This window comes from Prochlorococcus marinus str. NATL2A (genome assembly GCF_000012465.1).
In the GTDB taxonomy this organism is placed as follows: Bacteria; Cyanobacteriota; Cyanobacteriia; order PCC-6307; family Cyanobiaceae; genus Prochlorococcus_B; species Prochlorococcus_B marinus_B.
Genome location: NC_007335.2, coordinates 1,736,858 through 1,762,517 on the forward strand (window position 1 = coordinate 1,736,858; position 25,660 = coordinate 1,762,517).

Annotated in this window: 20 protein-coding genes and 1 tRNA gene; 8 read left to right on the forward strand and 13 right to left on the reverse strand. The window is 34.7% G+C overall.

The window, feature by feature from the left end:
• Positions 1-370 precede the first annotated feature (370 nt).
• Positions 371-1,405 (reverse strand): dTDP-glucose 4,6-dehydratase, encoded by a 1,035-nt coding sequence (gene rfbB, locus PMN2A_RS09455; RefSeq protein WP_011295580.1) that lies wholly within the window; start codon positions 1,403-1,405, stop codon positions 371-373.
• Positions 1,406-1,443: 38 nt separating this feature from the next.
• Positions 1,444-2,334, reverse strand: coding sequence for a glucose-1-phosphate thymidylyltransferase RfbA (gene rfbA, locus PMN2A_RS09460; protein ID WP_011295581.1), 891 nt, complete (start codon positions 2,332-2,334; stop codon positions 1,444-1,446).
• A 987-nt stretch (positions 2,335-3,321) separates the two neighbouring features.
• Between rfbA and PMN2A_RS09470 the strand changes: the two genes are divergently transcribed.
• Positions 3,322-4,233, forward strand: coding sequence for a putative sugar O-methyltransferase (locus PMN2A_RS09470; RefSeq protein ID WP_011295582.1), 912 nt, complete (start codon positions 3,322-3,324; stop codon positions 4,231-4,233).
• A 78-nt stretch (positions 4,234-4,311) separates the two neighbouring features.
• Here the strand turns inward: PMN2A_RS09470 and rfbD are convergent, their stop codons facing one another.
• From rfbD to psbZ, 5 genes are all read right to left on the reverse strand, one after another.
• Complete coding sequence (gene rfbD / locus PMN2A_RS09475; protein ID WP_011295583.1) at positions 4,312-5,208, reverse strand: dTDP-4-dehydrorhamnose reductase; 897 nt, start codon at positions 5,206-5,208, stop codon at positions 4,312-4,314.
• Complete coding sequence (gene rfbC / locus PMN2A_RS09480) at positions 5,205-5,795, reverse strand: dTDP-4-dehydrorhamnose 3,5-epimerase (RefSeq protein ID WP_011295584.1); 591 nt, start codon at positions 5,793-5,795, stop codon at positions 5,205-5,207. The genes rfbD and rfbC overlap by 4 nt, the downstream gene beginning before the upstream one ends.
• Before the next feature lie 546 nt (positions 5,796-6,341).
• A tRNA-Gly gene (locus PMN2A_RS09485) sits at positions 6,342-6,413 on the reverse strand.
• Between the two features lie 77 nt (positions 6,414-6,490).
• On the reverse strand, positions 6,491-6,967 hold the full coding sequence (ribH, locus tag PMN2A_RS09490) for a 6,7-dimethyl-8-ribityllumazine synthase (RefSeq protein WP_011295585.1): 477 nt from the start codon (positions 6,965-6,967) through the stop codon (positions 6,491-6,493).
• 101 nt (positions 6,968-7,068) lie between these two features.
• On the reverse strand, positions 7,069-7,284 hold the full coding sequence (gene psbZ, locus PMN2A_RS09495) for a photosystem II reaction center protein PsbZ (protein WP_011295586.1): 216 nt from the start codon (positions 7,282-7,284) through the stop codon (positions 7,069-7,071).
• A 147-nt stretch (positions 7,285-7,431) separates the two neighbouring features.
• On the opposite strand from psbZ, the gene mutS reads away from it, so the two are divergent.
• Positions 7,432-10,212 (forward strand): DNA mismatch repair protein MutS, encoded by a 2,781-nt coding sequence (mutS, locus tag PMN2A_RS09500; protein WP_011295587.1) that lies wholly within the window; start codon positions 7,432-7,434, stop codon positions 10,210-10,212.
• Between the two features lie 22 nt (positions 10,213-10,234).
• Here the strand turns inward: mutS and PMN2A_RS09505 are convergent, their stop codons facing one another.
• Entirely contained in the window at positions 10,235-10,879 is a 645-nt protein-coding gene (locus tag PMN2A_RS09505) for a precorrin-8X methylmutase (RefSeq protein WP_011295588.1), read from the reverse strand.
• A 59-nt stretch (positions 10,880-10,938) separates the two neighbouring features.
• Between PMN2A_RS09505 and holA the strand changes: the two genes are divergently transcribed.
• Positions 10,939-11,967, forward strand: coding sequence for a DNA polymerase III subunit delta (gene holA / locus PMN2A_RS09510; protein ID WP_011295589.1), 1,029 nt, complete (start codon positions 10,939-10,941; stop codon positions 11,965-11,967).
• 27 nt (positions 11,968-11,994) lie between these two features.
• Complete coding sequence (locus PMN2A_RS09515; RefSeq protein ID WP_011295590.1) at positions 11,995-13,761, forward strand: aspartate kinase; 1,767 nt, start codon at positions 11,995-11,997, stop codon at positions 13,759-13,761.
• Positions 13,762-13,768: 7 nt separating this feature from the next.
• Here PMN2A_RS09515 and uvrB read toward each other — a convergent pair whose 3' ends face one another.
• Together uvrB and PMN2A_RS09525 are read right to left on the reverse strand one after the other, a co-directional pair.
• Entirely contained in the window at positions 13,769-15,805 is a 2,037-nt protein-coding gene (gene uvrB, locus PMN2A_RS09520; RefSeq protein WP_011295591.1) for an excinuclease ABC subunit UvrB, read from the reverse strand.
• A gap of 90 nt (positions 15,806-15,895) precedes the next feature.
• On the reverse strand, positions 15,896-16,675 hold the full coding sequence (locus tag PMN2A_RS09525; protein WP_011295592.1) for a DUF561 domain-containing protein: 780 nt from the start codon (positions 16,673-16,675) through the stop codon (positions 15,896-15,898).
• 130 nt (positions 16,676-16,805) lie between these two features.
• Between PMN2A_RS09525 and tilS the strand changes: the two genes are divergently transcribed.
• Positions 16,806-17,786 (forward strand): tRNA lysidine(34) synthetase TilS, encoded by a 981-nt coding sequence (gene tilS / locus PMN2A_RS09530; RefSeq protein ID WP_011295593.1) that lies wholly within the window; start codon positions 16,806-16,808, stop codon positions 17,784-17,786.
• A 20-nt stretch (positions 17,787-17,806) separates the two neighbouring features.
• Here the strand turns inward: tilS and PMN2A_RS09535 are convergent, their stop codons facing one another.
• From PMN2A_RS09535 to PMN2A_RS09545, 3 genes are all read right to left on the reverse strand, one after another.
• Entirely contained in the window at positions 17,807-19,756 is a 1,950-nt protein-coding gene (locus PMN2A_RS09535) for a ribonuclease J (protein WP_036905851.1), read from the reverse strand.
• Between the two features lie 73 nt (positions 19,757-19,829).
• On the reverse strand, positions 19,830-20,738 hold the full coding sequence (gene dapA / locus PMN2A_RS09540) for a 4-hydroxy-tetrahydrodipicolinate synthase (RefSeq protein WP_011295595.1): 909 nt from the start codon (positions 20,736-20,738) through the stop codon (positions 19,830-19,832).
• Positions 20,731-21,768: an aspartate-semialdehyde dehydrogenase gene (locus PMN2A_RS09545; RefSeq protein WP_011295596.1), complete on the reverse strand. Its 1,038-nt coding sequence runs from the start codon at positions 21,766-21,768 to the stop codon at positions 20,731-20,733. Before PMN2A_RS09545 ends, dapA begins: the two co-directional genes overlap by 8 nt.
• Positions 21,769-21,921: 153 nt before the next feature.
• Here PMN2A_RS09545 and tig point away from each other — a divergent pair, with 153 nt between their 5' ends.
• From tig to clpX, 3 genes are all read left to right on the forward strand, one after another.
• Positions 21,922-23,340 (forward strand): trigger factor, encoded by a 1,419-nt coding sequence (gene tig, locus PMN2A_RS09550; protein WP_011295597.1) that lies wholly within the window; start codon positions 21,922-21,924, stop codon positions 23,338-23,340.
• Between the two features lie 43 nt (positions 23,341-23,383).
• Complete coding sequence (gene clpP / locus PMN2A_RS09555) at positions 23,384-24,040, forward strand: ATP-dependent Clp endopeptidase proteolytic subunit ClpP (protein WP_041711084.1); 657 nt, start codon at positions 23,384-23,386, stop codon at positions 24,038-24,040.
• A 105-nt stretch (positions 24,041-24,145) separates the two neighbouring features.
• Positions 24,146-25,501 (forward strand): ATP-dependent protease ATP-binding subunit ClpX, encoded by a 1,356-nt coding sequence (clpX, locus tag PMN2A_RS09560; protein ID WP_011295599.1) that lies wholly within the window; start codon positions 24,146-24,148, stop codon positions 25,499-25,501.
• Positions 25,502-25,660 lie beyond the last annotated feature (159 nt).

Consider the following 25,660-nt stretch of genomic DNA (forward strand, 5'->3'; position numbering starts at 1 on the left):
CTGTCTATGATAACTTTTAACTCAATAGAAGTATAATAATTATATAAATTAAAATTAATAATAAAAGTATTTAGCATTTGCTTTGCCAGACAGGATGACTTTATGTTTTAAATTTAATCACGAAAAAAAATATTAAATTCATTAAATTATAAATACAGTTATCCTATTACATTTAAAGTTTATAACTTAAAAATTATATTACAAAACATAAAAAATATTCAACTATATAATACTTATGATTAAATTTATCTTGATCTGGTAAAAAAATAATTTTAGCCTGAACCGTTAATAAATTATTATCAATAGTGAGCATTTTATAATAATTTTCGTTTTAGAAGCTTAAAAAATTTATATATAAATCACTATAAATTTAATCACTAATACTCAAAAAGTTCTGATTATCTAGGTACCATCTCACTGTAAAATCTATAGCCTCATAAAAATCGTATTTAGGAGACCATTTTAATTCGTTAATTATTTTATTATTATCTATCGCATATCTAAGATCATGTCCGGCTCTGTCTTTAACAAATTTTTTAAATCGTATATGTGGTGCATTACTTTTTTTATATAAATCCAAATAATCACAGACAATGTTAACTATCTCCTCATTCGTTTTTAGTTGTCTACTACCTATACAATATGAATCTCCCAATCTACCTTTTAACATTACTTGAATTAATGCATCCACGTGGTCCTCTACGAATATCCAATCTCGAACATTCTGTCCGTTACCGTAAAGCGGTATGGATTTACTATTTAAAGCATTATTTATAATCACTGGTATTAATTTCTCAGGATATTGCCATGGTCCAAAATTATTACAGGAATTAGTAATAATTGCCGGAAATCCATAGGTGTTGCTCCAAGCTTTTACTAAATGATCACTAGCAGCTTTTGTAGCAGAATATGGACTTCTTGGATCATATGAAGTTGTCTCTGAAAAGAAAAAGCCTTCTTTAATTGATCCAAAAACTTCATCTGTGCTTACATGAATAAGTCTAAAGCTATTCTGTCTATTTATAGACATTAATTCCCAATGAGTTCGTAATTCTTGTAATAAATTGAAAGTTCCGATTATATTACTATCAAGAAAATCTTTAGGTTTAGAAATTGATTTATCTACATGACTTTCAGCTGCTAAATGAAAAACCAAATCTGGATTACTAAATCTTATTGCATTTTTTGTATCTTCTATATTGAACAAATCAACATTAAGAAAATGATATTTATTTGAATCGATATGCTCATCAAAAACTTTAAGGTTACTTGCATAATTTATTTTATCTAAATTATATATTTTCAAGGTTGTCTCTCGTAGTAATCTAGAAATAAGATTAGTACCTATAAAACCAGACCCTCCTGTAATTAGGATAGAATTTATATTTTCAGGAAAAAGATTCATCAGCTAACTTTTGATTTTTTATTATGAAAAAAATTAAATTATTTATTGCTTTCTAAAATTTCATTAAGATACTCTCCATATCTTGAATATTCCAAAGTGTTTGCAAGATTAACAACTTGATTCCTATCAATCCAACCTTGTCTAAAAGCAACTTCTTCTGGACATCCTATCATTAATCCTTGTCTTGATTGAATTGTTTTTATATATAATGATGCATCAAGGAAAGAATCAAAAGTACCAGCATCAAACCATGACATACCTCGCCCAAGCAGTTCAACTTTAAGGAGATTATCCCTTATATAACTATTATTTAGTGAAGTTACTTCTAGCTCGTTTCTAGATGAATAATTTAATTTCCTAATTCTATCAAAAACAGAGTTATCGTAAAAGTATAATCCAGTAATAGCAAAATTACTCTTTGGAATCTTCGGTTTTTCATCTATAGTGAGAACATCTCCATTAGTATCAATATCTACAACTCCATAACGCTCCGGATCACTTACTTGATAGGCGAATATAGTAGAACCTTTATCAAATGAATCTGAAATTTTCCAAAGATTGTATAAATTATTACCATGAAAGATATTATCTCCTAAAATAATTACCGTATGACTTTGACCAACAAATTCTTCACCCAATAATATTGCATCAGCAATACCTTTTGGTTCCTCTTGAATTGAATATTGTATATTTATACCCCACTTACCACCATCACCTAAAAGCTTATTGTATGATTCTATTGAACTTTTTAATGTAATAATTAAAATATCCTTGATGCCACCCAACATTAATGTAGTCAATGGATAGTAAATCATTGGCTTATCATATAACAAAAACAGATGCTTATTAGTAGAGTAAGTAGAAGGTAAAAGCCTTTTACCAATCCCTCCAGCTATAATGATTCCTTTACGTTGAGATTGACTTTGCAATTTAAATCTCTAGTTATTATTTATTATATATTACCGTAACGATTGCCCTATTTCTCTAGCTTTTCTTTGATATAAATTTTAATTAAGGCTCTAAGATTTATTGATTTTTTTTTTTTAAGATTTATGATTGGTACCAAGTAGACTTAATATAAAATTAAACTTGGCCAGTTTAAAAAATTGAAGCATCTCGTAAGAAATACTTTTTACTTATATTTATCAAGATTCATCTTGTGTATTTTAGGTGGCCACTCTAGAGCGCTTAACTTAATATTAGCAATGGTTTTAGCATGGGCAAATTTAAATATATCTGATTGCAATTACTGACAATATTTAAACATATCTAGCTATGCGATAGATCCTCAAAGATTAGCGATTCTCTGTTATAAATTGAGTTTTATAACGCTCCCTTAAGGATTTTACGGGGGGCCCACTTTAGAAGAGCGTTGAGATTCCTATCTAATATTCTGATATAACAAGACTTGGGGCTAAATATTGAACAGTAATTCGCGAAATGCCCTTGGCAATGTTTATCAAAGCAATACTATAGATGACTATGTCCTTGCATCCTTTCTGTATGCACACTTCGGGATTGAATATCGATTTCGGAATTAGGCTTGAATGCACTTCCATTAGCTGAAGGGAATTCAAGTAAGGAAAAAAACTTACCAACAAAAGATATCAAACTTTGAATAGTCTTAATAAGGAAACCAACGACGAGCATTACTGGCGATTTGCAAGGAGAGTGTTAGTTAAGGTATCTTCCGCAATAATGGGAAAACTAGGACCTCAAGAAAAAAAATACATGTTAAAGAGCTAACAAATAGTAATTACGCTGTCATACCTGACTACACATGCTCAGTAGATACAACAAGATTACAAAGAAATGAAAATAAATATGTATAGCTTATTAATAATTAAAATTAACTTAAAATCAATCAGATGAGATTTTCATCAATCATACTAGAATATAAAATTATCTAGTAAGTCATGAGCTCAAAGTTTAAATCAAGCAAACTTTGGCAGTCAATTTGCAAAAACAATCTCAACAAGCTTAACGATTCTAATATAAGTTCATTCAGGGATATTGGTAATATAAACAATAGAATTTGCTCCTGGGATCCAACTGAAAGCTCAACTAGATATTTTAAAACACTTTTAATGCGTTTTATTTGGGATTTAGAGCAAAAATCAATAGATCAAAACCTAGACATGAAGCAATTTATTGCAAATATTAAAAACCAACAATTAGGATCACCTATATATATTAATTATTTTGATTTTAAAATTTCCCTTGATTATGCACTTTGTCTTGAAGAAATATTGTTTCTAAATAAATCAATGACTGGAGTTTCAAAGATTCTTGAAATTGGAGCTGGTTTCGGAAGAACATGCCATGCATTATTGTCAAATTTTGATGAAATTAATCAATATATAATCTGTGATTTACCTCCAATAATTAACTTAGCAAAGAATTATCTATATAAAGTTCTAAATGAACATCAATTCAAAAAAATCATTTTCATAAGTAACGAAATGCTCGAAAGTGCAGATCCTGTTGATTTAACTATTAATATAAACTCTTTTCAAGAGATGGAGTCAGATGTTATTAACAATTATATAAAATTTATTGCTAAAAAATCTAGAGCTTTTTTTTGTAAAAATCCCATATGCAAATATGATCCAAATAGCATAAATCTAAAAATTAAAGATAAGAATGAGTTTGAATACGCTATGAAATTAGGTCTTTGTAAAGATATAGTTGATATATTTGATCCAAATCAATTACAAATTGCTGCAGCAAAATACGTTGCTTTATATAGACCAAAAAACTTTAAAATAGAAAGAAATGAAAGATCAAAATTATGGCCCCAACATCATAGTGTGTTATATCTGAAATAATAACATTGTTTTCCTTTAATAAAAATCTTGAGACGATAAATAAATTTTCAATGTTATAAGGTTATTTTTGATTTCATTTTATTTGCTTAGTCCCTTCATAACATGGGATAAAGAATCTCTCCAATGAAGTGGCTTCATCTTTAGAGCATTCATTGTGGCAAAGCAATCGAGCACAGAATAATTAGGTCGCTTAGCAAGGGTTTTGTAGTTTTTTGATTGTATCGGCTCAATTCTTAATGGGTTTTGAAATAAATCAAGCTCAATCGCAATTTCACTTATTGCTATGGCAAAGTCATACCAACTAGCGACACCAGCATCGCTAAAATGCAAAATCTTAGGAGTATATATTTTACTGCTTACCATAATTGAACGTAAAACAGCAATAGCCAAATTCTTGGTCGATGTAGGTGAGCCAATTTGATCAGAGACAACCTTTAAAGTTCTAGGTTTATCAGATTCTTCAGAATGTAGGTGTATCATTTTTAGAAGAAAATTATTGCCTACTGGTCCATATACCCAACCACTTCGGATTACTATACCTTTATCATAAGCTAAAACAAATTCTTCCCCTCTCGCCTTACTCTTTCCATAAACACACAGTGGCTGTATTAGGTCAGAAGTTTTATATGGCGAGCTTTGATCGCCATTGAAAACATAATCTGAACTTATTTGAATTATTTGTCCACCATATTTAGTCAAAGCCTCGACAAATGCAGCTGGAGCTTGAGCATTTACCTGATATGCAATATTTGGCTCTGTCTCAGCCTTCTCAACATTTGTGTATGCTCCAGCATTTATTACCCAATCAGGTTTGTGATATTCGACGATAGATTTACATGCATCGTAATCAACTAGATCTAATTCCTCTCTAGTGCATTGAATAATTTCAAGAGACATTTGAGTTGAAAAGGACAAAGACTCTGAGACAATTTGCTGACCAAGTTGACCATTAGCTCCAGTTAACAAAATCTTCATTCAAACATGTCCATACTTTTTAACTCTGAAAAAGAAGGCAACATTAAATCCTTCTTTGATAATTCAGGATGCAGAAAATTTTCTGGCCAGATAATTTTAATATCTGGATCATCCCAACTTATACCGCGTTCACATTTAGGATCCCAGTAATCAGTTGTCTTATATAAAACCTCTGTACAATCAGTTAAAGATAGAAATCCATGAGCAAATCCAACTGGAACCCATAACTGCTTCTTATTCTGGGCACTTAAGTTGATTGATCCCCAAGACTTGAAGGTCTTGGATGACATTCTTAAATCAACTATAACATCGTATATTTCGCCAGCGATACAACGCACCAACTTCCCTTGAACGTGAGGAGTAATTTGATAATGCAATCCTCGTAAGACTCCCTTTCGAGAGAAAGATTGATTATCTTGAAGAAATATCTGAGGACCTTGATCATGATTTAACAGTAAATCATCAAATATTTGAGAATTCCAGCTCTCAAAAAAATTCCCTCTTTCATCATTAAAAAGACAAGGCGAAAAGACCAAAGGGCCCTCAAGAAGCTCTCCAATTGAATTATTAATAGATTGAACATTCATTTTAAAATTCCAATCGACTTGTCAGGAGTTATGTAAAAATAATATTATACAAGCTTTGAAGATTGTTAATTAGATTACGTTTAAATTCTCAATTCCTTAATCTTATTAAGGATTGCTAATTCATATGTTCTGGACTAATTCGCACAATTGGATCAAACTTATTAAACTATTAATTTATATTTTAATATTAAATTAAATCTATTTCTTATTTTGGTTGAGAAACACTATTTTTTGTGAGAAATAAAAGAGAAAAAGAAATTTTTTCAAATACATTTTGTGGTGATTTTCTATCTTTTTAGAACAGATATTCAAACTTCCAATGGAAATTAATTAAAAGGCTGTTTAATATAATCAGATAAAGAGTTCTACAATGGATGTTTTTAAGATTTTTCTCAACATTAAAAGAGAAGTGTAGCTATGTGTTAGCGATCAGTTCTTTTCAAAATATTTGGAAGCAGATTTAGAATAACCAAAAAGATTGATGCAACCACATCGAAGTTGTTCAGAGGCCCAAAAGAAACCCTTTCATTAGAAGGCATTAGCGAAAGCGGATGAAGAGATTCGAACTCTCGACATTCTCCTTGGCAAGGAGATGCTCTACCACTGAGCTACATCCGCAAAAAATTAGTTTGTATAATTAGCATGCCTCAAAAGAGGTGCGATGGTCAAATGATTTTTTCAAGTAATAAGATAACTTAATTCACAGCCTTCATAAGCGAACCCATCTCTAAAGCTTGCAATGCATAACTCCATCCCAAATTATTTTTAATACCCGCTCTCTCTAATGCTTGTTGCATTGTATCGGTAGTCAATACTCCAAAAATGATTGGAACACCTGTTTCTCTAGATACTGTTGCTATACCTTTGCTAGCCTCAGAGACAACAACATCAAAATGAGGAGTATCACCTCTAATGACCGCTCCCAAGGTTATTACCACATCATAATTACCATTACGAGCAAGTTTTTGAGAAATGATAGGCAGTTCAAAAGAACCTGGTACCCAAGCAATATCTAGTTGATTACTTGATTCTGATACATCAATACCATGACGTGATAAACAATCCATGCATCCGCTTAAGAGCTTATTAGTAATGAGATCGTTAAACCTGGCTATTACAATAGCTACTCTTAAAGAAGAGGAATTTACAAAAGTACCCTCAATAGTCGCCATTTTTCAAAGGGTTTTGTTACCTATTAACAGTAACCTCTGGTGAGTAAATTTAAAACACTCGATTATAAAATAGTCTATATCTCTTCAATCAATTCGAATTATTACACACTCATTTGATGAGTTATGTATTCACCTACCAAGGCTTGAAGAAGTACTAAATGGAACCAGACTCCTGCAAGGATCTCTATTTTTTTAATATTCGGATTTCTATTATCCTCTGGATTGGATTGGGTCATGTAAAAAACAGGAACACCAATTACCAAAAGCAAGGAGGAGAACAAAAGTGCGTTTGCAACGATTGAATTAATAGCCAGCATGTCGAAGCTAGAGAAATTTCTCGATATCAGATAATTATCCCATGGAAGTGTTTTCTTACTGCATTACTATGAAAATTTGTATTGAGCCTTCACATGCAAAAAAAAATAATTCTTCTAATATGCATTGACTAAACTGTGAGTAATGAAATGGCTGCCAGCCAAAACCCTATACAAGGCAGTCTATTTGGGGGGAATGAGGAAAGCGATCTCAATAAAGCTGAAAAGCTGAAAGGTTCAGAAAGATCGAACGTAAATCTGTCACATCAACAACTAAAAGAAGACGCATCGCTTAGACCTCGCATAAAACAGACTCCTAAAAATCCAAATCAGATAATTGATTTGGATGAGTTGTCTCGTCTGGCAATTGAGGAACCCAAATGGTCACATCACAATTTACCAAAAATTGATGATCTCACTCCTGCACTGAGACATTATGTCGAATTAAAAAAAGAGAATCCTGACCGAGTTTTGCTTTATAGGCTTGGAGACTTCTTCGAATGTTTTTTTGAAGATGCAATAACACTCTCAAAACTTTTAGAAATCACACTCACAAGTAAAGAAGCTGGAAAAAAAATTGGCAAAATTCCAATGGCTGGAATTCCTCATCATGCATCTGATCGTTATTGCACAGAACTAATTAAAAAAGGTTTATCTATTGCTATTTGTGATCAACTTGAAGCTGCTCCAACAAAAGGCAATAAATTAATAAAAAGAGGCATAACAAGATTAATAACCCCTGGAACAATTCTAGAAGAGGGAATGTTAAGTGCTAAAAAAAATAATTGGCTAGCTTCTGTTCTTCTAGAAGCCAAATCTAATCAAGAAATAATTGACTGGTCTTTAGCAAAAATAGATGTAAGCACCGGTGAATTTATTGTTCAAGAAGGTCAAGGAAGTAATAATTTACGACACGAATTAATTAAATTGAATGCAGCTGAAGTTATTTCAGAGAAAAAGTCAATCTCAAATAAAATCTGGTATGAAGGATTAATAGAAATAACAGAATTTAATAGAACATCATTCTCTAATTTAGAGGCAATAACAACTATTAAAAATCATTATTGTCTAAATAATATTGATAGCCTAGGGATACATTCTAACTCACTATCAATTAGGACTATTGGAGGATTAATTTCATATTTAAATAAAACGCACCCAAATATAGATGATAAATCTAACAATGAAATAAAAACAAATATCTGTATTGACTACCCTCGAATAAAAAATAGTCGATCAGGATTAATTATAGATAGTCAAACAAGAAGAAATTTAGAAATTACCTCAACTCAGAAGGATGGAAAATTTCAAGGCTCATTACTTTGGGCAATTGATAAAACATTAACTGCAATGGGTGCGAGATGCATTAGGAGGTGGATAGAAGAACCTACAAAAGATGTTAATGCAATTAAAAATAGACAGAATATAATTGGATTTCTAGTCAAATCATCGACATTAAGAAAAAATATTAGAAAAACCCTTAGAGCCATGGGTGACTTAGAACGTCTTTCAGGTAGAGCAGGAGCTCAACAAGCGGGAGCACGTGATTTAGTTGCTATCGCAGAAGGAATTAACCGTTTACCCTTAATTAAAAATTATCTAAATGAGCCCATATTTGATAAAACTAAGTATTTTGACTCTATTATAAATATAGATAAAGACTTAATAGAACTTGCATCAAAAATCAATAATCAAATCATAGACAATCCACCACTTAGCCTTACAGAAGGGGGTCTATTTTATGATGGTATAAACCCTGTACTTGATGGACTAAGAAACCAACTAGATGATCATAATATATGGCTCAACTCTCAGGAATTAGAAGAGAGAAAGAAAAGCAATATAAATAATTTAAAGCTTCAATATCATCGATCTTTTGGATACTTTTTAGCTGTTAGCAAATCAAAGGCTATAAATGTTCCAGATCACTGGATCAGAAGACAAACCTTAACTAATGAAGAACGTTTTGTGACACCAGGATTAAAAGAAAGAGAAGGAAAAATCTTTCAAGTTAGAGCAAGAATATCAGAACTAGAATATGAACTTTTTTGTGATTTAAGAAAACTTACAGGGAGTAAATCAAACATTATTAGACAAGCTGCAAAAGCAATATCTCACTTAGATGTTTTAACTGGACTAGCCGAACTAGCCGCTAATCACAACTATATTCAACCTCAGATAATAGATATGAATGAGCAAGATAAATCAAGAAAATTATCTATTATTGATGGCCGTCATCCTGTAGTTGAACAAATTTTAGTTGATAAAGTTTTTGTACCTAATGATATAGAACTTGGCTCTAAGACCGATCTAATTATTCTTTCAGGGCCAAATGCTAGTGGAAAAAGTTGTTATTTAAGACAAGTAGGTCTCTTGCAAATCATGGCTCAAATTGGAAGTTGGATCCCAGCTAAATCAGCACATATGGGAATAGCTGATCAAGTATTTACACGTGTTGGAGCAGTGGATGATTTAGCTTCAGGCCAATCAACTTTCATGGTCGAAATGATTGAAACTGCCTTCATTCTTAATAATGCTACTGAAAACTCATTAGTTTTATTAGATGAAATTGGAAGAGGAACTTCAACTTTTGATGGGCTATCTATTGCCTGGTCAGTAAGCGAGTTTTTAGCAAAAAAAATTAAAAGTCGTTCAATCTTTGCAACTCATTACCATGAATTGAATCAAATTTCTGAATATATTGAAAATGTCGAGAATTACAAAGTTGTAGTTGAATATAAAAATCATTCCCTTTCATTCCTTCACAAGGTCGAAAGAGGAGGAGCAAATAAAAGTTATGGAATTGAAGCTGCGAGGCTTGCGGGAGTCCCCCCAGACGTAGTCAATAATGCAAGATTGATATTAAAAAATCTAGAAAAAAATAACTCCAACACCATTCAAATCACTAAGCCAATTGAAAGTTGCAAATAAAATAAAGAACAATCGTTGCAATTTAATGCTCAGCTGCTCTCAATAAAGCATTTGTAGCAGCTGCCGCTAGGGATGCGCCTCCTTTAGAACCTTCAAGAACAATATATGCACAATCACTATTTAATAATCGAGTTTTACTCTCATTAACCCCAATAAAGCCCACTGGCATTCCAATAATTAAACTTGGGGGCTTATCGCCAGCTTCAACAAGATCTAACAAAGAAATTAAAGCTGTTGGAGCGCTCCCAATTACAACCAGTGGAGCAGTTGGGTTTTTTATGGCGTCTTTATCCTCAAAATTTAACCACTTATTTTTCATACCAATTGCACTTCTAGTAGTCAAACTTGTATTTATGGATATAGAAGCTGGAGCCATATCTAAAATGCATTCAATATTTGAATTCAAGGTTCGTTTAGCCATAGGCGATATTGCTGCCTCTGCCATATGAGTATCAGTCAAAATCGTTGCACCATTTTTCAATGCCCTAATAGCATCCTTACAAGCAGTGGGACTAAACTTGAGACATGACTGCAAACTAAAGTCTCCACTTGAATGAATAATGCGTTCTAAAATTGATTGCTGAGTTTGATCAAGTCCGGTATTGCCTAGTTTAGATCGAATGTATTTGATGCTTTCTAGAAAAATTGGATGTTCTGATGTTTTCACTGTTAAATTTCTTTGGCTAATTTAGGATCAAAATCTTATTAATAAAATATCTCTAAGTAATGCCAATACATTTAATCTGGGGGAATGATTATGAAGCCTGTAACAGAGAAATAGAAGAACTAATTAATTCAGTCATTGACTCCTCATGGAAAAGTTTCAATTATAGTCAACTAGATGGAAATGATCCTAAGCAAAATCTAAGAGCACTAGAAGAGGCTCAAAGCGCTCCCTTAGGCAGCGGAGGCAGGATTGTGCTAGTTAGAAGAAGTCCATTTTGTAACGGATGCTCTATTGAGCTTGGTAATAAACTTGAACAAGTAATCAAATTAATTCCCGACAAGACTCATCTGATTTTAAGTAATGCAAATAAACCTGATAAAAGACTTAAAACTACTAAATTAATAGAAAAAAGCATCCAATCAAATACATTATCACAGGAAAAAAGTTTTATTCTTCCACTGCCATGGGATATCAATGGGCAAAGGAATTTAGTGAAGAATAATTTAGAACGATTAAATCTAAAAATGAATTATGAAACAATTGATTTAATAGTAGAAAGTATAGGTAATGATAGCTCTTTAATCAATACTGAGCTTCAAAAGCTTTCATTATTCTCAGAAGCAGTTAATACAAACTTAACTACAGATAAACCGCGAGAAATATCAAAAGAACTAGTCAAAAAACTAATTCAAAATAATTCGACTAATGCACTTGAAATTGCCAATTCACTATTGAAAGGAGAGAAAATTATAGCTCTAAATAAAATTCAATCCTTACTTAAAAATGGAGAGCCAGCTTTACGATTAATAACAACGTTGACTGGTCAATCAAGAGGATGGCTTTGGGTACATCTATTAGATTCACAAGGGAATCAGGATGTCAAAGAAATAGCCAAACTTGCTGGGATTGCAAACCCAAAACGTATTTTTGTAATTCGCAAACAAATTCAAGGTAAATCTTTGGGAACATTGCTTGAATTGATGAAAAAACTTTTAAAAATTGAAGCCTCAATAAAATCAGGAATCAAGCCAATCGATTCTTTTAAAGATAATCTGCTAACAGACAGTAAAATTTTGGCTAATAACTGAAATAATCAATAAGTTTACGTAAGTTCAATGGCATTGCTGGTTCAAAAATTTGGCGGCACTTCTCTAGGAAGCATTGAGCGCATAAAAGCTGTCGCGCAAAGAATCAAATCAAGTAAAGAAAAAGGTGATGATCTAGTAGTTGTTGTGTCGGCCATGGGACATCAAACTGATGAGTTAACACGGCTAGCATCAGAAATAACTGTTGATCCTCCTCATAGAGAAATGGATATGCTCCTCTCAACTGGGGAGCAAGTTTCAATATCATTATTAACAATGGCCCTGAACGAATTGGGCACACCAGCAATCTCTTTGACTGGAACTCAAGCTGGAATTATCACAGAATCAGCTCATGGAAGAGCCAGAATCCTCGAGATAAGGACAGAACGAATAAAAAATCTCTTAGACCAAGGTCAAACCATAGTTATTGCTGGATTCCAAGGAACAACTCTTGGCATAGGAGGAATTGCTGAAATTACAACTTTAGGTAGAGGAGGTTCAGATACTTCTGCAGTAGCTCTAGCGGCATCGCTTGAAGCTGCTAAATGTGAAATTTATACCGATGTTCCTGGCGTACTTACAACTGACCCAAGAATTGTGAAAAATGCAAAATTAATGAAAAGTATTAGTTGTGATGAAATGTTAGAATTGGCCAGCCTTGGAGCAGCTGTTTTACATCCTCGAGCAGTTGAAATAGCAAGAAATTTCGGCGTAACTCTTGTCGTTAAATCCAGTTGGGACAACCTTGATGGAACCACTCTAACTAGTAATAAGAAGCCTGACTTTTCTCAAGGTGGAATAGAACATCGAAGTCCTGTCGATGGATTAGAACTTCTTGAGAATCAAGCTGTAGTAGCTTTATCTAATATTCCAGATCGTCCAGGAATTGCTGCGGAACTTTTTGAATCTCTATCAGAGGGTGGGGTGAATGTCGATCTCATTATTCAAGCGACACATCAGATCGACTCTAACGACATCACTTTTACTGTTGCTGAAAATGAATTACATAATGCACTAACTCAATGTAAAAAACTCGTTAATACTATTGGAGGTGATATCTCTTTTCAAAAAGATCTGACTAAACTAAGTATTTATGGAGCTGGGATAATGGGAAGGCCTGGAATAGCCTCATCGCTATTCCAAATTCTATCTGACTCTGGTATTAATATCAGACTAATCGCAACTAGTGAAGTCAAAGTCAGTTGTGTTATTGATGCAGAATTAGGGAAAAAAGCACTACGTAATGTAAGCGAAGTTTTCAAGCTCACTGATAAACAAATTACCGTGAATCCTACGATTGAAAATAATAACGAGCCAGAAGTAAGGGGAATAGCTTTAGATAAAGATCAAATACAAATTAGCGTGAAGAATGTTCCAGATAAACCAGGGACTGCCTCCACAATATGTTCCACTTTAGCTGAGAAAAATATCAGCTTAGATACTATAGTTCAATCTGAAAGAAAGCATAAAGATAAAACCAAAGATATCAGCTTCACTTTAAAGAAAAATGATAGAAGCGATGCTAAATATGCATTAAAAGAATTGATTGGCAATTGGAAAGGATCAAACCTCGAAGAAGGAGAGTCAATAGTACGAATTAGCGCAGTAGGTTCTGGAATGCCTTTTACAAAAGGAACAGCCGGTAAAATTTTTAGAGCACTAGCAAATCAAAAAATCAACATAGAAATGATCGCCACCAGTGAAATAAGAACAACTTGTATTATCTCAGAAAAATATGGTGAAAAAGCATTAAATGAAATTCATTCTTGCTTTAAATTAGGAAAAAATGAAAGCTAAAAATAATTTATCTACCGACTAACCTATGCCTTAATTTCTTTATACGATCTCTAAGAATTGCTGCTGTTTCAAAATCTAGGTCTTTAGCTTTTATTTTCATTTTAGATTCCAATTTTTCAATTAATTCAGGCAGAGATTCTAAAGATACTCCGCTATCAGAATCTTTAGCGCTGTGTTCAATCAACTTATCAGCGATATCAACGAAATCATCGGTACTTCCATCTTGATTTAATCTTCTGGAGATCTCTAAAAAAGAAAGAATAGAATTACTTGCTTTCTTACCTGCTGGCTTAGGAGTTATACCATGCTCAATATTATAAATATTCTGTATTTCTCGGCGTCTTTCAGTCTCACTAATAGCCTTTGCCATAGAATCAGTCATCTTATCTGCATAGAGCAAAGCTAAGCCTTCTACATGTCTTGCTGCTCGACCTATTGTTTGTATCAAAGATCTTTGAGCTCTTAAAAATCCTTCTTTATCTGCATCAAGAATTACTACAAGAGAGACCTCAGGTAAATCCAAACCTTCTCTTAGAAGATTCACTCCAACTAATACGTCATATTCTCCCAATCGTAAATCTTGAATGATTTCAATTCTCTCAATTGAATGGATCTCTGAATGTAAATAGCGAACTCTTATTTTGTTTTCAGATAAATAATCTGTAAGATCTTCAGCCATTCTTTTCGTGAGCGTTGTGACAAGTATTCTTTGATTTTTTGATGCTCTTTTTCTAATTTCAAAAAGCAAATCGTCAACTTGACCATGTGTTGGACGTACTTCAACTAGAGGATCTAAAACACCGGTAGGTCTGATAACTTGCTCAACTATATTCTTTGTACTTTGGGACAATTCCCAATCACCAGGAGTCGCACTTATAAAAACAGTTTGTTTTGCCTTATTCCAAAATTCTATATCCTTTAAAGGACGATTATCAGCTGCACTTGGTAGTCTAAATCCATGATCTATTAAGACTTTCTTTCTTGCTTGATCACCATTATACATAGCTCTTAATTGAGGACAAGTAACATGACTTTCATCAATAAGTAATAACCAGTCTTTTGGGAAATAATCAATAAGACATTCTGGGGCAGAGCCAGGTTCTCTTCCAGAAAGATGACGAGCATAATTTTCAACTCCATTACAATATCCAACTTCTTTTAACATTTCTAGGTCATAAATTGTTCGCTGTTCTAACCTTTGAGCCTCGAGTAATTTACCCTCTTGATTAAGAAATTCTAATCTATCTTTTAACTCTTTTTTTATTGCTTTAATTGCAGAATCGAGGCGATCTTTTGGGGTAACAAAATGTTTTGCTGGATATATGTTGATTGAGTCAAGTTTATTTAAGATTTCTCCAGTAGTAGGATCGACATAGCTAATACTTTCTACTTCATCTCCAAATAATTCAAGCCTTACAAGTCTGTCATCATATGCTGGCCCTATTTCTAATACATCTCCTCTAACTCTAAATCTACCTCTACTGATTTCGATATCGTTACGAGTATATTGATTTGAAACTAATGATCTAAGGCAAGATCTTAAATCAATACTTTGACCAACTTGAAACTTTACAGAAGCCTTTAGATATTCACTTGGAATTCCTAAACCATATATACAACTAATTGAGGCAACAACTATGACATCATCTCGTTCAAATAAAGACCTAGTCGCAGAGTGGCGTAACATATCAATCTCTTCATTAATTGATGAAGTCTTGGCTATGTAAGTATCACTGACTGGAACATAAGCCTCTGGCTGATAATAATCATAATATGAGATAAAATATTCAACGGCATTATCTGGGAAAAATTCCCTTAGTTCATTGCATAATTGAGCTGCAAGTGTTTTGTTATGAGCTAAAACTAACGCAGGCCTTCCAGTTTGAGCGATCAAATTGGCTATTGTAAAAGTCTTCCCTGTTCCAGTTGCACCTAATAAAGTTTGAAATTTTTCCCCATCATTTACACCTCCAACAAGCCCTTTAATCGCTGCAGGTTGATCCCCTTTCGGAGTATAAGGAGCTTGAAGTTTATACTCAGGCATCTTCTTTTTAAAGGTTAAGAAAAGATAGATTTATTACTTCCATATTCTTCCAATTTTGAACATAAAAAAGCTTAAATTACCTTATAAAACTCATTGATTAATCGTGGAAACCAATTTCAAAGAATTTAAAGCCTGACGAAGACCTTTTACAGTAGCAATCATAGCTAATTCAGTATTCAATTTATTTATTGCTGATCCAATACCAACCCCATTAGCTCCTACTGCAATAGCCATTGGGACTGTGACTTCAGAGAGTCCAGAAGCACAAATCACAGGCACATCAAGATTACTCTCCTTTAAAGCAGATGTGATAGCGGAAGTTGCGGCCAAAGTAGGTGAAGCTTTTTCTATTAACCCTAAAGCTCCAGGACTCATGGGATGAGAGCTTGTGCCTCCTTCTGTCTGAATTAAGTCGACCCCTCTATCAACAAGATCTAACGCTAATTGAGCTTGACTATCTAAAGGCAAAACATGAGGAACGGTCACTGACAAAAAAACTTCAGGCAAAAGGCGTCGAGATTCAGTAGCTAATGAGAGAACTTCATCAGCTGAGAAAAAACGCCCATCTGGATAAAAAGAATCAAAATTCCCAATCTCAATCATTGATGCTCCTGCTTTAACAGCGTTAGGGAACAACCTTGGTTCAACCGAACTTACACACACAGGAATATTCGAGACCTCTGACGCTAGCTCTACTAATTTTGGTTCACAAGCAATGTCCAATAAATCGGCGCCCCCATGACCAGCAGCTTTCGCAATTAGAGATACTGATTCTGGATTAAAATTACTTAAACCAGAAATTACTTTCAATAAAGATCTATTTTGAATACTCTTTTGAAGTGAAACTGGCAATGCCTGCAAACGTGTCATAAAAACATCAACTATTAACCTGATTGTGACATTGACTCAGCAAAAGAACTAAAAAAATGGGAATAGAGCTCTGAAACCAAAGCAAATGTCACAATCTTCTCAAAATGACAGGTCTTGGAGTAAATGGCATATGCGTTTACACAAAAGACTGAAACAAAATAAATCTCTGCTTCCCAGTAACTCCACCATTCTTTTAGCCATATCTGGTGGCCAAGATTCGATGGCCCTTCTCAAATTAATTATTGATTTAAAAAGACTGCATCAGTGGCAAGTCGAAGTCTGGCATGGAAATCACCAATGGCATGCTAAATCCGAGGAAACAGAAGATGAGCTGAAACTGTGGTGTCTGAAAAATCAAATTTCATTTCACTCTAATAAAGCAGATAAAAAAGAAGTCGCTAATGAAGAAAAGGCAAGAGATTGGAGATATAAAAATCTAATAATGAAAGCTAAGTTTTTATCATCAAAGAATATACATTTTCCGTGTACAAGAATTTTAACTGGTCATACAGCTACTGATCGAGCAGAGACAGTCATTATGAACTTAGCCAGAGGGACTGATCTGACTGGACTTACTACTCTTAAGGAGCAAAGAACTATAGAGAATAATATAGATTTAACCAGACCCCTACTGATTTTCAATAGAAATGAAACTCTCGAAATTTGTAAAGATTTTAACTTACCAATTTGGATTGATCCATCAAATGAAAATATTAATTTAACAAGAAATAAAATAAGAAAAGAAATTTTACCTATTTTAAATTCGATCTATAAGGGAGCAGACTCAAGAATAGCCTCAGTAGCTAATAGACTTGAAAGTTATAACGAAGACCAAAAATTATTTGCAAAAATAGCAATACAATTTTGCCAAGGAGAAAAAATCAATTCTCTATCGAGAATCAAACTATTCGGCTTAACAAACTCTATTAGACAAATAATTCTTTCTAATTGGTTAAAGACAATGGGTGTAAAAAGGGTAACAGCTTTGCAAATTGAAGAAATAAATACAAAAGTATCTCAAAGAAAACCACCTGGAAGTATCCATCTTCATGGAGACTTCCTAATACGTTGGAACAAAGAAGCTATTTATATCTCAAATAAAACTAATTAAAATAAACAATTTTTTAGTTATCAGCTAATTGCTGATCTGCGACGTCTTGTTCTTCCTGTGGGCATTTCCTCAGCATTAGGTTCCGTATTTGTTTTTTGTTCTGCTGGTGAACTTGTTTCTTGATTTGCTACGGATGCCTTTGTCGTCTTAGGGGCTTTATCAGCAGTTTTCTTAACTACTTGTCGTGAATCTGGCTGTTGATCAAGTTGAGGTTTATATGCGCGAGTTCCTCCTGGAGCAGGTTGAACAAGGCAAAGAACTAAAGGCTCCGCTTGAACCTCTCTTCTCAACCGACGAGATAATCCTGATTCAACCTCTCTTTGCAATCCTATCCAATCGACCTCAACTGATTTTCCCCCGGTCTTAAGAACGAGCTGTTTCCATCGATTTTCTAAGACCCAATTAATCTCTCTTTCAGTCCAATTAACCATGGTTTTGGCATCAACATTAGTGATAACACCACGAAGATTTACCCTAGGTGGTGCAACCATCACCCCATCAGTACTAATTGGAGTAAGAACGGTAATAACTCCATCATCAGCAAGTTGCTGACGTTCTTTTAATACTCGAGTATCCACAATCCCTGTTCTAGAAGAATCGAGTAATTCCACTCCAGATTTAACTGGTGAGCCTTGCAATAGAGAATCTGGTCTTAATTCAGCAACGTCCCCATTTTCCATCACCAATACATTCTCTGGATGCACCCCCATTGAGACAGCAGTTTTCCCATGTAAAACTTGCATTCTGTACTCACCATGAACAGGAATGAAGTATTTAGGTCTTGTTAATCCAAGCATCCATTTTTGATCTTCTTGGCATCCATGGCCTGAAACATGAATCCCCTTATCTTTGCCATAAATTACTTTTGCACCCAGTTTGATTAATTTATCAATCGTATGCATCACAGAAATAGTATTCCCAGGAATAGGGCTAGCAGAAAAAATAACAGTATCACTAGTTTTCAATTGAACATGTTGATGCTCGCCTCTAGCAATACGGCTTAAAGCAGCCATTGATTCTCCTTGACTACCTGTCATCAATAAAAAAGTCTCTCTATCAGGCAAATCTCTGATCTGTTTAATAGGAAAAAATAAATCATCAGGAAAACGCATATAACCAAGTTCCCTTGCCTTACCAACCACATTCAGCATTGAACGACCTAGCAAGCCAACCTTTCTACCGTTTTTCATTGCTAGCTCCAAAAGCATCGCTACACGATGAGTTGAACTAGCAAAAGTAGTAACCATAACTCTGCCTTCAGCAGTAGCAATGTATCTATCTAAATTTGGAAAAACAGAATATTCAGAGGGCGTGAATCCTGTAACTTCAGAGTTGGTTGAATCAGATAGAAGGCAAAGAACACCTTTATCTCCATAGTGAGCCATCCTGGCTAAATCTGCAGGCTGTCCGTCAGGTGGGGTATGGTCGAACTTAAAATCTCCAGTGAAAAATACTACTCCCACTGGAGTCGTAACTGCAAAGGAATAACTATCAGAAATTGAATGTGTATTTCTTACAAATTCAACTGAAAAATGTTGCCCAACTTTAATAACTTCTCTTGGTCCACATACTTGTATTGTTGTCCGATCAGCAACTCCAGCTTCCTCCATTTTCCCCCTCAGCATAGACATAGCGAGGGGAGGGCCGTAAACAATTGGAATATTAAAGTTCTTTAAATGATGAGAAATTCCACCAATATGATCCTCATGCCCATGAGTAACCACCAAACCTCTTATTCGATTTTGATTTTCTCGTAGATAAGTAGTGTCTGGCATGACAACATTTACTCCATGCATCCCATCAGTTGGGAAAGCAAGACCAGCATCAAGAATCATGATGTCGTCTCCGTATTCAAAGACGCAAGTATTTTTACCGATTTCTCCGAGGCCGCCTAAGGGAATAATCCTCAAACAAGGAGATTTGGTTTGATTATTTTTTGAACCTTGAGAATTCATTGAACTTGATGTCATGGAAAAATTTATGTGAAAAAACTTGATTGTTACCTAAATGAAAGCCACACCCAATGTGGATAGAGGGAGTAGATCAAATCAATCTCAGAGAAGAGAGTATCTTCACGAGTTCTTCTTTCATTTCACTGTTTAAAGAGACTAGAGGACTTCGAGGAGGTCCAACAGACCAACCGATGAGTTGAAGTGCCGCTTTAACAGGAATTGGATTTGTAGTTGCAAAAAGGGATTTAAAAAGAGGTTGTAATGTCTCGTGCAAATAAAGTGCCTCAGAATATTTACCCTCTAAAAAACTCTCTATAAGTTTCTTCAAATTAGGAGCAACTAAATGACTTGCGACACTAACAACACCAACTGCCCCTACTGAAAGCATTGGTAAAACCAAAGCATCATCACCGCTATAAATAGCTAAATCTGATCCACAATAGTTTCTTAATTGAGTCACTTCCTCAGTTGTTCCACTTGCAGCTTTAAAACTGACTACATTACTGCAATCCATAAGCTTACTAACAATACTAGGCGATATTGAACACCCTGTCCGCCCAGGGATGTTATAGAGCATTAAAGGCAACTTTGGAGCGGCATTTGCAATAGCGCGAAAATGAACTTCTAATCCCTCTTGCGGTGGTTTGTTGTAATAAGGAACAACAACTAAAGCACCATCAGCGCCTGAATTAGCTGCTTCCTTTGTTGCTTCAATTGCCTCAGAGGTCGAATTACTTCCTGTTCCAGCTAAAACTTTAGCCCTAGAGCCTAAGGAATTTCTTACTGTTTCCAGCAATTTTTGTTGTTCTTGCCAACTTAGAGTCGGTGACTCTCCAGTAGTTCCACATACAACGATGCCATCTGAACCTTGATCTACCAAATAATTTGCCAAATCGGCAGCAAGACCATAATCAACTTTCCCTTCATCATCAAATGGGGTCACCATTGCGGTTAGCAGCCTTCCAAAAGGGGCTGGTGATAACAAAGCTGACTTATTCATAATTCTTTGGCAGTAGAAGTTCAGCAATCTGCACTGCATTAAGTGCTGCACCCTTGCGGATTTGATCTCCACATAACCATAGTTCTAAAGCATTCGGGTTACTTATATCTTGCCTTATTCGACCAACTGATATTGGATCTCTGCCAGTTACATCTTGAGGCATCGGAAAACGATTATTTTCCAAGTCCTCAAGTATTTCAACTCCCGGTGAAGCCTCCAAAATCTCATAAGCTTCTTTTACTGGAAAAGGCTTTGTAAATTCAATATTGACCGATTCAGAATGGGCTCTTAAGACTGGGACTCTTACACATGTTGCGGTCAATGAAAGTTCGGGATCTCCAAGAATCTTTCGGGTTTCATTAACCATTTTCATCTCTTCCTCGCAATAATTATTCGATTGCAAAGGTGAATTATGCAAAAAAAGATTAAACGCCAAAGAATACGGAAGAACTTTACTTTTTGGAGTTTTTCCATCTAAAACTTCTTGGCTTAATTTTTCTAATTCTTCCATTGCCATTGCACCTGCACCACTAGCGGATTGATAGGTTGATACAACGATCCTCTTAATGGGGATATGCCTAGTCAATGGAGATAGAACCAACGCTAATAAAATAGTCGTGCAATTCGGATTAGAAATTACACCTTTGTGCTTAATAGCATCAGAAGGATTAACTTCTGGAACGATCAAAGGAACATTCTCGTCCATTCGAAATGCACTAGAGTTATCAATCATCAAAGCTCCAGAACTTTGAATTGTATCTTTCCATTTACGAGATATTGAACTACCAGCTGAAGCCAAAATTAAATCTACATTTTTAAAACTATCTTTAGTTGTCTCTTCGACTTTCACCTCAGTTCCACAAAAACTCTGAATGTCCCCTGCTGAGCGATGGGAGGCTAGTAAAATTAATTTTCCAACAGGGAATGATCTCTCTTCAAGCAAAGCCAATAATTCCTTTCCTACAGCTCCACTCGATCCAAGAATCGCAACTGTAAGTGGTCTATTTGGAAGAAGAGATTTTGGTTTCAAACTTGATGAAGAAAATTAAAAGGTTGAATAAAAAAGTTTTTCTTATTGGAAAAATCAACAAATAACAAATTTTTCGATGCTTTTTAGGCCACAATAGCTTTGGAAGTGACTTAACGCTTTCTTACGCTAACCAAATTTGAGAATTCCGTTTCAATGAGTGCTGCAAAATTAAACGTAAAAACCAGTGCAAAACCCAATAGCAGAATTGCTGTAGAGGTAGAAGTGCCCGCAAATCGATGCAAAAATAGTTACGACGAAGCCTTAAGCAAACTCAGCAGATCTATCTCAATCCCAGGCTTTCGCAAAGGTAAAGTCCCAAAAACAGTAGTAATCCAGCAACTTGGAGTCAAAAGAATACAGGCCTCTGCACTGGAATCACTATTGCAAAAAGTATGGACAGAAACCTTAGATCAAGAAGGAATAGAACCTTTGTGTGAGCCTGAACTAGAAGATGGCTTTGAGACTATTTTGGAGAATTTTAACCCTGAAAAAACTCTAATATTGAAACTTGAAACTGACATAACACCTATCCCAACTTTAAAAAAATCATCTGGTCTAACTGCTGAAGTAGAAAATCTAATATTTGATCCCAAAAAAGTTGATGAACTGATTGAGCAATCCCGAGCTCAACTAGCAACTAAAGTCCCAGTTAGTGATCGTGCCGCACAAAAAGGAGATATTGCCTTAGTCAGCTTTAAAGGAAGTTTCTCAGATGATGGAAGCGAAATTGAAGGGGGAAGTGCAGATTCAATAGAAATAGAACTCGAGCAAGGCAGAATGATCCCTGGTTTTATTGAGGGAGTGATTGGAATGAATATCAACGATGAAAAAACATTGAAATGTGAGTTTCCCAAGGATTATCATCAAGAAGAAGCCAAAGGCAGAAAAGCTGAATTCAATGTCAGTTTGGAAGATTTAAAAATCAAGGAATTACCTGAACTCAATGACGAGTTTGCTAAGCAAGCAAGTGACAAAGAAAATATGTCTGACTTACGCGCAGATCTTGAAAAGAGACTCAAAGAGGACAATGACAGAAAACAAGCGAAAACTCGTCAAGACTCACTTCTAGATGTTTTGGTCAAAGAACTTGAAGTTGATCTACCGAAAAGTCTTATTGACCAGGAAGTTCGAACAATTGTTGAACAAACAGCTCAAAATTTTGCTCAACAGGGCATTGATGTCAAATCAATGTTTACTCCAGAGCTTGTGAAATCACTCATGGAGTCTTCAAAAGGCGAAGCAGAGAAAAAGCTTCGTCAAAAATTTGCTCTACAGGCTTTAGCTAAGTCGGAAAAAATTGAAGTTTCAGACAAAGAAATCAACTCAAAACTTGAACAAGTAGAAGCTGATATCAAACTTTCAAACGAAAAAAATATCGACGCAGAACGTCTTAAAGAAGCTATTACTGATGATTTATTGCAAGAAAAATTGTTTGCTTGGCTTGAAGAAAATAATACTGTTGTAGAAAAAACCCCAGAAAAAGCTAGGGATCAAATCAAGGAGAAAAGCTCTAAAAAGAAAACAACAAAAACAAATAAAGAAAAGAAAAGTTCTAAAACACCCAAATCCTAGTTTCTACGCATAGATTAGTAGTATTAGCTATTTAAAATTCAAGTTGATTGAAGCAAGACAAAATCACCCCATTAATAGTTTATGGAATAACTCCTCTCTATTTTCAGGACCGGGAGTGTTACCAACAGTAATCGAACAATCAGGTCAAGGTGATAGGGCATTTGATATTTACTCTCGGTTACTTCGTGAAAGAATCATCTTTCTAGGAACTGATGTAAATGATCAAGTTGCTGATGCATTAGTAGCTCAAATGCTTTTTTTAGAAGCTGATGATCCAGAAAAAGATATTCAGCTGTACGTGAACTCTCCTGGAGGGTCAGTAACTGCGGGCCTGGCTATTTACGACACCATGCAGCAAGTTAGTCCGGATGTCATAACAATTTGCTACGGGCTTGCAGCAAGCATGGGTGCTTTTCTTCTCTCTGGAGGAACAAAAGGGAAAAGACTTGCATTGCCAAATTCGAGAATAATGATTCATCAACCTCTTGGTGGAGCTCAAGGTCAAGCTGTCGAAATTGAAATTCAAGCCAAAGAAATTCTCTATTTAAAAGAGACTCTTAATTCACTTTTGGCTGAGCATACTGGACAAAATATTCAAAAAATTTCAGAAGACACTGATCGAGACCACTTTCTTTCTCCCCAAGAAGCGGTTGAATATGGCCTGATCGACAAAGTGGTTTCTAATCTCAACTCCATATGAATCATTAAGGAAGGCTGACAAGACATCAATCCTCAATGATCCTATTAATTGAGACTGAACAAAATTCATTATCGGTCTATCTAACCTGTTTTTTTTTAGAGCTCGATGGCAAAATTTGAGGCCCATCTTAAATGCTCCTTTTGTGGCAAAGCCCAAGATCAAGTGAGGAAACTCATTGCTGGTCCAGGAGTTTACATATGCGATGAATGTATCGACTTATGCAACGAAATTTTAGATGAAGAACTGATTGATAATCCAACCCATCAAAGAAATGGTCATGAACAAAGCCGTAAAGCTAAAGCTGCCACAACGACAGCTAAACCAGCTCCAACCTTGGCATCCATCCCCAAGCCAATTGAAATTAAAAAGTTTTTAGATGCTCAAGTAGTTGGGCAAGAACCAGCAAAAAAAATCTTATCGGTAGCTGTCTACAATCACTACAAGAGACTTGCTTGGAAAGGTGACGGGTCTGGCGAGACTGATTTAACGGCAACAAAATTACAAAAATCTAATATTTTATTAATTGGACCAACTGGATGCGGAAAGACATTACTTGCCCAAACATTAGCTGAAATGCTTGATGTTCCATTTGCTGTTGCTGATGCAACAACTCTTACTGAAGCTGGATATGTTGGAGAGGATGTAGAAAACATTCTTTTACGTCTCCTACAGAAAGCAGATATGGACGTGGATTTAGCACAAAGAGGAATTATTTACATTGATGAAATTGACAAAATTGCTAGAAAAAGTGAAAACCCATCCATTACTCGAGATGTCTCTGGAGAAGGGGTGCAACAAGCTCTTCTAAAAATGCTCGAGGGTACTGTTGCCAACGTTCCTCCTCAGGGAGGAAGAAAGCATCCTTACGGTGACTCTATTCAAATTGATACGAGCCAAATACTCTTTATATGTGGTGGAGCATTTGTTGGCTTAGATGACGTAGTGGAAAAAAGACTTGGAAAAAATTCAATTGGTTTCATACAAAATGAAAACAGAACAAGAACAAAATCTAATAGAGATCGTGTTGGTGCAGATCTAATTAATGACCTTGAGCCCGACGACCTAGTGAAATATGGTCTGATTCCCGAATTTATTGGAAGAATGCCTGTCAGTGCAATATTAGAACCGCTAAATGCTAAAGCACTTGAGTCCATTCTCACGGAACCAAGAGATGCTTTAGTAAAGCAATTTAGAACTTTATTAAGTATGGATAATGTAGAACTCTCATTTGACGAGGATGCTGTTGAGGCAATTGCGCAAGAAGCTTATAAAAGAAAAACCGGAGCTAGAGCTTTGCGAGGAATTGTTGAAGAAATCATGCTAGATCTAATGTATAGTCTTCCATCTCAAACTAAAATTAAAAATTTCAACGTTACAAAAAAAATGGTTGATGAAAGTACTGGTGGAAAAGTTGTTCCTCTCTTATCAAATGAAAAAAGAATCGTTAAGGAATCTGCCTAGAAAGAATAAACTATGAATACCTTTATTAAATTTAATTAGTGTAATAAAAAAATTATAAACTTTGAAAAAATTAAATTAGTCAAATATTTGATGAATGACTATAGATTATGAATATGATCAAATAACTCAAGATCAAATTCATTCATATTTTTAATTGAA